Annotated in this window: 6 protein-coding genes and 1 pseudogene; 2 read left to right on the forward strand and 5 right to left on the reverse strand. The window is 57.1% G+C overall.

From position 1 onward, the window contains the following. Nucleotides 1-441 precede the first annotated feature (441 nt). From ACF8AM_RS11895 to ACF8AM_RS11915, 5 genes are read right to left on the reverse strand one after another with little or no spacing between them, the layout of a single operon-like run. Nucleotides 442-1,218, reverse strand: coding sequence for a PIG-L deacetylase family protein (locus tag ACF8AM_RS11895; protein ID WP_392555841.1), 777 nt, complete (start codon nt 1,216-1,218; stop codon nt 442-444). Between the two features lie 9 nt (nt 1,219-1,227). After that, a complete protein-coding gene (locus ACF8AM_RS11900) occupies nt 1,228-2,208 on the reverse strand; it encodes a hypothetical protein (RefSeq protein ID WP_392555842.1) in 981 nt (326 codons plus the stop codon). A gap of 10 nt (nt 2,209-2,218) precedes the next feature. Beyond that, on the reverse strand, nt 2,219-3,025 hold the full coding sequence (locus tag ACF8AM_RS11905) for a TerC family protein (protein WP_392555843.1): 807 nt from the start codon (nt 3,023-3,025) through the stop codon (nt 2,219-2,221). Nucleotides 3,026-3,047: 22 nt separating this feature from the next. Further along, a complete protein-coding gene (locus ACF8AM_RS11910; protein ID WP_392555844.1) occupies nt 3,048-4,049 on the reverse strand; it encodes an RluA family pseudouridine synthase in 1,002 nt (333 codons plus the stop codon). Then, nucleotides 4,049-5,128 carry a tetratricopeptide repeat protein gene (locus ACF8AM_RS11915; protein ID WP_392555845.1) on the reverse strand — a complete coding sequence of 360 codons (1,080 nt, stop codon included), beginning with the start codon at nt 5,126-5,128 and terminating at the stop codon, nt 4,049-4,051. Before ACF8AM_RS11915 ends, ACF8AM_RS11910 begins: the two co-directional genes overlap by 1 nt. A 114-nt stretch (nt 5,129-5,242) precedes the next feature. On the opposite strand from ACF8AM_RS11915, the gene ACF8AM_RS11920 reads away from it, so the two are divergent. Continuing rightward, nucleotides 5,243-5,641, forward strand: a complete 399-nt coding sequence (locus ACF8AM_RS11920; protein WP_392555846.1) for a response regulator — start codon at nt 5,243-5,245, stop codon at nt 5,639-5,641. Nucleotides 5,642-5,710: 69 nt separating this feature from the next. Then, nucleotides 5,711-5,812, forward strand: a pseudogene (locus ACF8AM_RS11925) (hypothetical protein); the annotation flags it as partial. Between the last annotated feature and the right edge of the window lie 34 nt (nt 5,813-5,846).

A 5,846-nucleotide genomic window follows, 5' to 3' on the forward strand; every position in this document is an offset into this window, starting at 1 on the left:
CACGTAGCACGTAGGCCAGGTTCCACCTGGCAATGGTTGCACGCCGGTGAGCGATGCCCTTGCGATGGCGTACAAATCACGCCTCGCTTTCTTCCAAAGCATCGGTACGAACGCCATGCACAACATGGCCTACGGGGGAAATTGCAAATTTGCAATTCACACTTGGTAACAACATCACGCGACTCGGTGGGGGACCACCGAGCTACAGGTTCCTGGCTCCTTCTGCGATCTGGTCAGTGCACGTAGCACGTAGGCCAGGTTCCACCTGGCAATGGTTGCACGCCGGTGAGCGATGCTTTTGCGATGGCATCCAAATCACGCCTCGCTTTCTTCCAAAGCATCGGCATGAACGCCATGTGCAACATGGCCTACGGGGTAGAATTGCAAATTGCAATTCACACTTGGTAACAACATCACCCGACTCGGTGGGGGACCACCGAGCTACCGGTTCCTGGCTCCTTCGGCGATCTGGTCAGCTAGCGCGGCTCGCAACGGATCATCGTTTGGTCCGCAGAAGCCCCAATGTTCGCGGCGACGCCAACCTTCGGCGTGCTCATATCGCCCGCTCATCTCGCCCACCATTCGCGAGAGATCTCGCATCGCTTCGATGTAGCTGTCCATGCCCTGGCTCTCGTCCAACCATTGTTTCTGGCTGGCGTGACACGCGAGTGAGTCGGCCTTTTGATCGATAACAGCCCCGGTGTCGACATAAAAGTGCGGCGTCACAAGCTCACCTGTGGGCTGGCGACAACCAACGGGTTGGGCGTGATAGACGGTCACCGGATCCATGTACACCGGAGTTGGCGGAATGCTTTCGAGGTTTGGCATCCCGTGGGCAAACGCTGCGCTGACCGCCAAGCGGCATGCGTTTTCGTGATCTTCCATGTAATCGATCGGCGAATGCGTCAACACGATCGAGGCCTTGGACTGACGCACCACCGCTGCGACTTTCTGAACATTCTCGGTCGTGTAAGCCACTTCCATGTCCGCACAAATCGGCGGATAAAACGTCGCCCCGAGAACCTTGGCTGCCCGCTGGGCTTCTTCCAACCGGGTCGCAGCGCACTCCTTCGGCCCCAACGTGGTGCTGCCGCGGGAACCATCGGCCACGTTCATGTAGTGCAAGTCCCACCCGCGTTGACCAAGCAGCACCATCGTTCCAGCGAACAAAAACTCAATGTCATCAGGGTGCGCGGCAACAGCGAGAACGGACGGCATCAGGGACCTCTACTTGGATGAAACGAGACTCAATTTTTCCAAAGGCACATAATACCGAACATAACGTTCGCCGTTGCTGAACAGCTCTCCTTTGGGATCGTTCACCAGCACCGTTGCGCGGCGTGTGATCCGGTTGACGCGTCCGATCACTCGTCGCCTTCCATCGCGAAACGCGACTTGATCACCGACACGAATATTGAACTTTGTCGCCGCCCGTTCGCGCTGAGTGATCAAATCATGCTGGTAATCGGTGTGGCCAAAGAAACTGCGGGCGATGGATTGAAATCGCTTTTGATTGCAGTTGCCTGCGTTCCAAATCAGCATCTCAATCAGGTGCGTCATCTCATGTTCCGCGACACGCTGCATCGCTTCCAACCGATCACGACACTTGCGTCCCGTGACCGTGACGGGACGGTCCACGTCTTCGAACGTTTGAAACAACAATGTGGAAGAGAGAATCATTTCGAAACGCCGCGGCCCGTTTCGGTTGCCGCCGGGATAGTGCGTCACAAGCTTGCCCGCCGCGCTGGTCATCCGCGACGAAAACCCAAACTCCAGGCCCTCGGCTTTCGCGACCGGCAACACTCTGCCTTCGAAGAATGCTTCGTCGAGCAAGTGAATCAGACGCACCAAATCATCGCGCCCCACGCGTTTGAAATTGGGCTGGTCGATCGTTCGACTCAGCCCCAAGACCTCGGCGTGAATCTCGCGCTGAACGACTGGAATTCGCTTGGGGTCCGGCCGCCGTGACTGCAGAAATTCCGCGAGCGCGAACAAGGTGTCTCGATCGCGCGGCGGAACGACTCCGGGCGGCGCTGACGACGGCGAGGACGGCTTCGCCCCCGCGTCCGAAGACACCTTTGGCACCGGGATCTGCTTCGCTCGTTTCGCCGCCAATTTTGGGGCTTTGGGAGGCGAGACCTTGCCAGGTTCCAAGTCAGTGACAGGACGCCGCTTGGGTGCCGGCCGTCGGTGCGGGGAAGCAGACATGGGACCCTCTCTAAGCTTCCGCCTTGGTTACCGCATGAGCGTTTGCGGCTTCCTGGCGAGCGAGCAAGTTCTTTTGATACTTCCCCTGCACCACATCGACCACAATCAAAATCGCCAACACAAAGTAGAACGTGCTTTTGGCCATCGCATGCACCTCGTGACCGAACAGCGCGATATGAGCCAGGTGGCCGCCTTCGCTGACCAACATCACGCCGACGATGAACAACACAAACAGGCCCAGCACTTCGTACATGCGGTTCTTTTTCAAAAAATCGGCCACTCGATCGGCTAAGAAAATCATCATCGCACCGCTGATCACAATCGCCGTTGCCATGATCAGGAAACTCTTGGTGAGAGCCATCGCACTGAGAATCGAATCGAATGAGAAGACCAAGTTCATCATCACGATCAAACCAATCGTCTTGCCCACGCTGGCTTTGGCGGTGTCTTCCGAATGCCCCAGTTCGGGCTCGGCGAGCAAGTGATAGATCTCCTTGAGCGCGGTCCAAAGGATGAACGCACCACCAAACAAAACAATCAGGCTGTGCCCCGAAATCGCTGCGTCGATGTAGCCATTGTGGAATTCGACGAAGGGCTCTTCCAGCAACGCGATCAGCCGAACGACCACGAACAACAGCACGATCCGCAAGACAACGGCCAACCCGATGCCGACCTTCCGGACCTTGGACTGCTGGTCCTCGGCAACCCGTTTGCTCTCGATGGAGATGTATAGCAAGTTGTCGAAACCCAACACCGCCTGCAGCAGCACCAGCATCCCGAGCGTGAACAAACCGGAGATCGAAAAGAGCTCAGCCATGGCGACGAGATTCCACAAATTTTCAGGGAGAAGAGTCAGAAGACAACAGATCAAGAACGGCTTGCATGTCGGGAGGAATGGGCGCGGTCAGCGTCATTTCCTTTCCCGTTTGCGGGTTGGTGAACGTCAACGATTTCGCATGCAACGCCTGACGACTCAGCACAATTTGTTCGTCGTCGGCAGTCGGCTGCACACCAGGCGTGGCAACTTCCATGCCCGCCATTCGGCGAATTTGAGAACGGTTCAGTTCCGAATGCCCACCGTACAACCGATCGCAAAGAATCGGGCAACCGATGTGCGCCAGGTGAACTCGAATTTGGTGTGTCCGTCCGGTCTTGGGCCGCACATCGACTCGAGTCACTCGCCCGTGCCGCTCGACGACTTCATAAAACGTTGACGCGGACTTGCTGGTCGAATGGCCTTCACGAATCGCTTGCTTGTCACGCTGGTACGGATGGCGTCCGATCGAAGCGTGAATCCAATCACGGTCTCGATCGAGTCGACCAGAAGTGATCGCGGTGTATTCCTTTTGCACCAGACGATCGTGCCACTGCGCCGCCAGATTCAGGTGCACGGCGTTGTTCTTGGCAACGACAATCACACCGCTGGTATCGCGATCAAGGCGATGCACGATGCCCGGACGGGTTGGTCCGCCGACATCGGACAGCGACTGAAACCGAAACGCGAGCGCGCTGGTCAAAGTGCCCGACCAGTGACCACGCGCAGGGTGCACGACCATCCCAGCGGGTTTGTTGATAACGACCAAACCGTCGTCCTCGTAGAGAATATCCAGAGGGATGTTCTCGGGCACCGTGTCGTCAGACGCGGGCGGTGGCACACGGAACCGGATCGTCTGCCCAGCCTTGATTTTATAGCTCGGACGAATGATCCGCCCATCGACTTCCGCACCGTCGTTCTGAACCGCGTCCCGAATTTGCGATCGGCTGTATCCGTCGCAGGACTGGGTCAAGAACAAATCGATTCGAAACCCATGAGCGGATTCAGGAACGACGAATTCGCGCATCACTCGTCGGAAGCGGCGGGTTCATCGGCAGCGGGTGCTTCTTCGACCGCCGGAGCCTTCTCGGCGGCTTCTTCCGCTGCAGCTTCCTCAACCGAAGCCTCTTCGGCGGGCTTGTCCTCGGTCACCGTTTCTTCTGCGGCAGCCTCTTCCTTCGCGGTTTCCTCGGTGGCAGCTTCTTCTTTCATCTCTTCGCCTGGCTCAGCAGATTCTTCCGAGGCGGCTTCCGCTTCCGTCGCTTCCTCAGCAACCGACTCTTCCGAGGCGGGTTCTTCGGTCATCGCGGGTTCTTCGCTTGCCGACTCCGAATCGCCTGCTTTCGATTCCTCGTCTTCAGTTTCCTCGGTCTCAGCTTCCGCAGTCTCTGGCATGTCTTCCAAAGGCAAGTCCAATGGTGGCAGATCCAAATCGGGAAGATCTGGAAGTTCGCCAGCCCCTGGCAGCGATGGTGGCAAGCTTGGCTCGGCCGGCGAGAAGTCTTGCTCTTGGAACCAGGCCAAAAACTCCTGGGATTGAGGCGACGACAATGCGGCAACTCGCGATTGGGCTTCCTCGATCATCGCGGCGGATTCGCCCACCGCCATCGCGGCCTCGTATTCTTCCACGGCTTCTTCGATGTTGCCTCGAGCTTCCGCGATTTGAGCAAGACCGTAATGAGCACGTGATTGGATCATGGCATCGTTGCTGAGCTCCATCGCTTGCTTGTAAGCATCGACTGCGTCGTCGAGCAATGTTTCGGCTTCATCCCGACTGGTGTACAACGATGAGAATCCCAGCCCCATCTGCTGACCGCCTTGGTAGAGACGTGCCCAGGCCGCTGCGGAAGTGTCCGGGTATTGAGCGGCAATGGTTGCTAGACTCTCCGTGTCACCGGTGATCGACGCGTCGATCAATTGCAACGTGGCGTCGCTACGGTTGTCCGATTGTGTGCTGGAATAGACTCCATATCCCAAGATAGCAACGAAGAACGCTGCGACACCCAAGGCAATTGGCTTGGAGTAAGGCTCAATCGAGTGATTCAACTTGTCGAGGACTCCGGCAAGTTCATTCTCGTTCAGCTGGTGACGTCGCTCGCTGTTCATACGTTCGCAGGGGTGAAGGGATTCGAATCCGTGAGCCCGAAGTATAGAAATCGCCGGAACTTAACGTCAAGACAAGCAAGGCCGGCACACCCCCATGATTGATCGCAAAAAAACATGAGTGCTACACAGAAAAAACGGGTTCTGATCGCGGAAGATGATCCCGTTCTACGGCATTTGCTGCAATTCACATTGGACCGCGCTGGAATGGATGTCACCGCAGTCGCGGATGGGCAACTGGCGTGGGAAGCCATTGAATCCAGTGAAAAATTCGATGCGATGGTCACCGACCACGAAATGCCTGCCCTGAGTGGAGTCGAGCTGATCGGACGTGTGGTCGAGAAAGCACCGATCTCGGTGATTGTCCTCTGCACCGCCAAAGGATTCGAAATCGACCCCGACCGGATTGTTGACCGTCCTGGGTTGGTGTCGCTGGTCAGCAAACCCTTCAGCCCCAAGCAATTGGTCAGCATCATCGAGGAACGACTCGAAAAGAACGCCTCGGATGGAACTTAGCACCTCCTCTTCCAACGTAGGCCAGGTTCCACCTGGCGACCTCGCCGATGCTTTGGAACAAAGCGAGGCGTCCAATCCCCCGTCTCGCAAGCCCAACCTCCGCTGGCCAAGAACCAGCGCCAGGTGGAACCTGGCCTACGAATGACGAACGCCGCTGACGACTCAATGTGAGCAATGGCCTGGCATCCATGTCGGAACAAAGAGA

The sequence above is a fragment of the Rhodopirellula sp. JB055 genome (genome assembly GCF_043100905.1).
Lineage (GTDB): Bacteria > Planctomycetota > Planctomycetia > Pirellulales > Pirellulaceae > Rhodopirellula.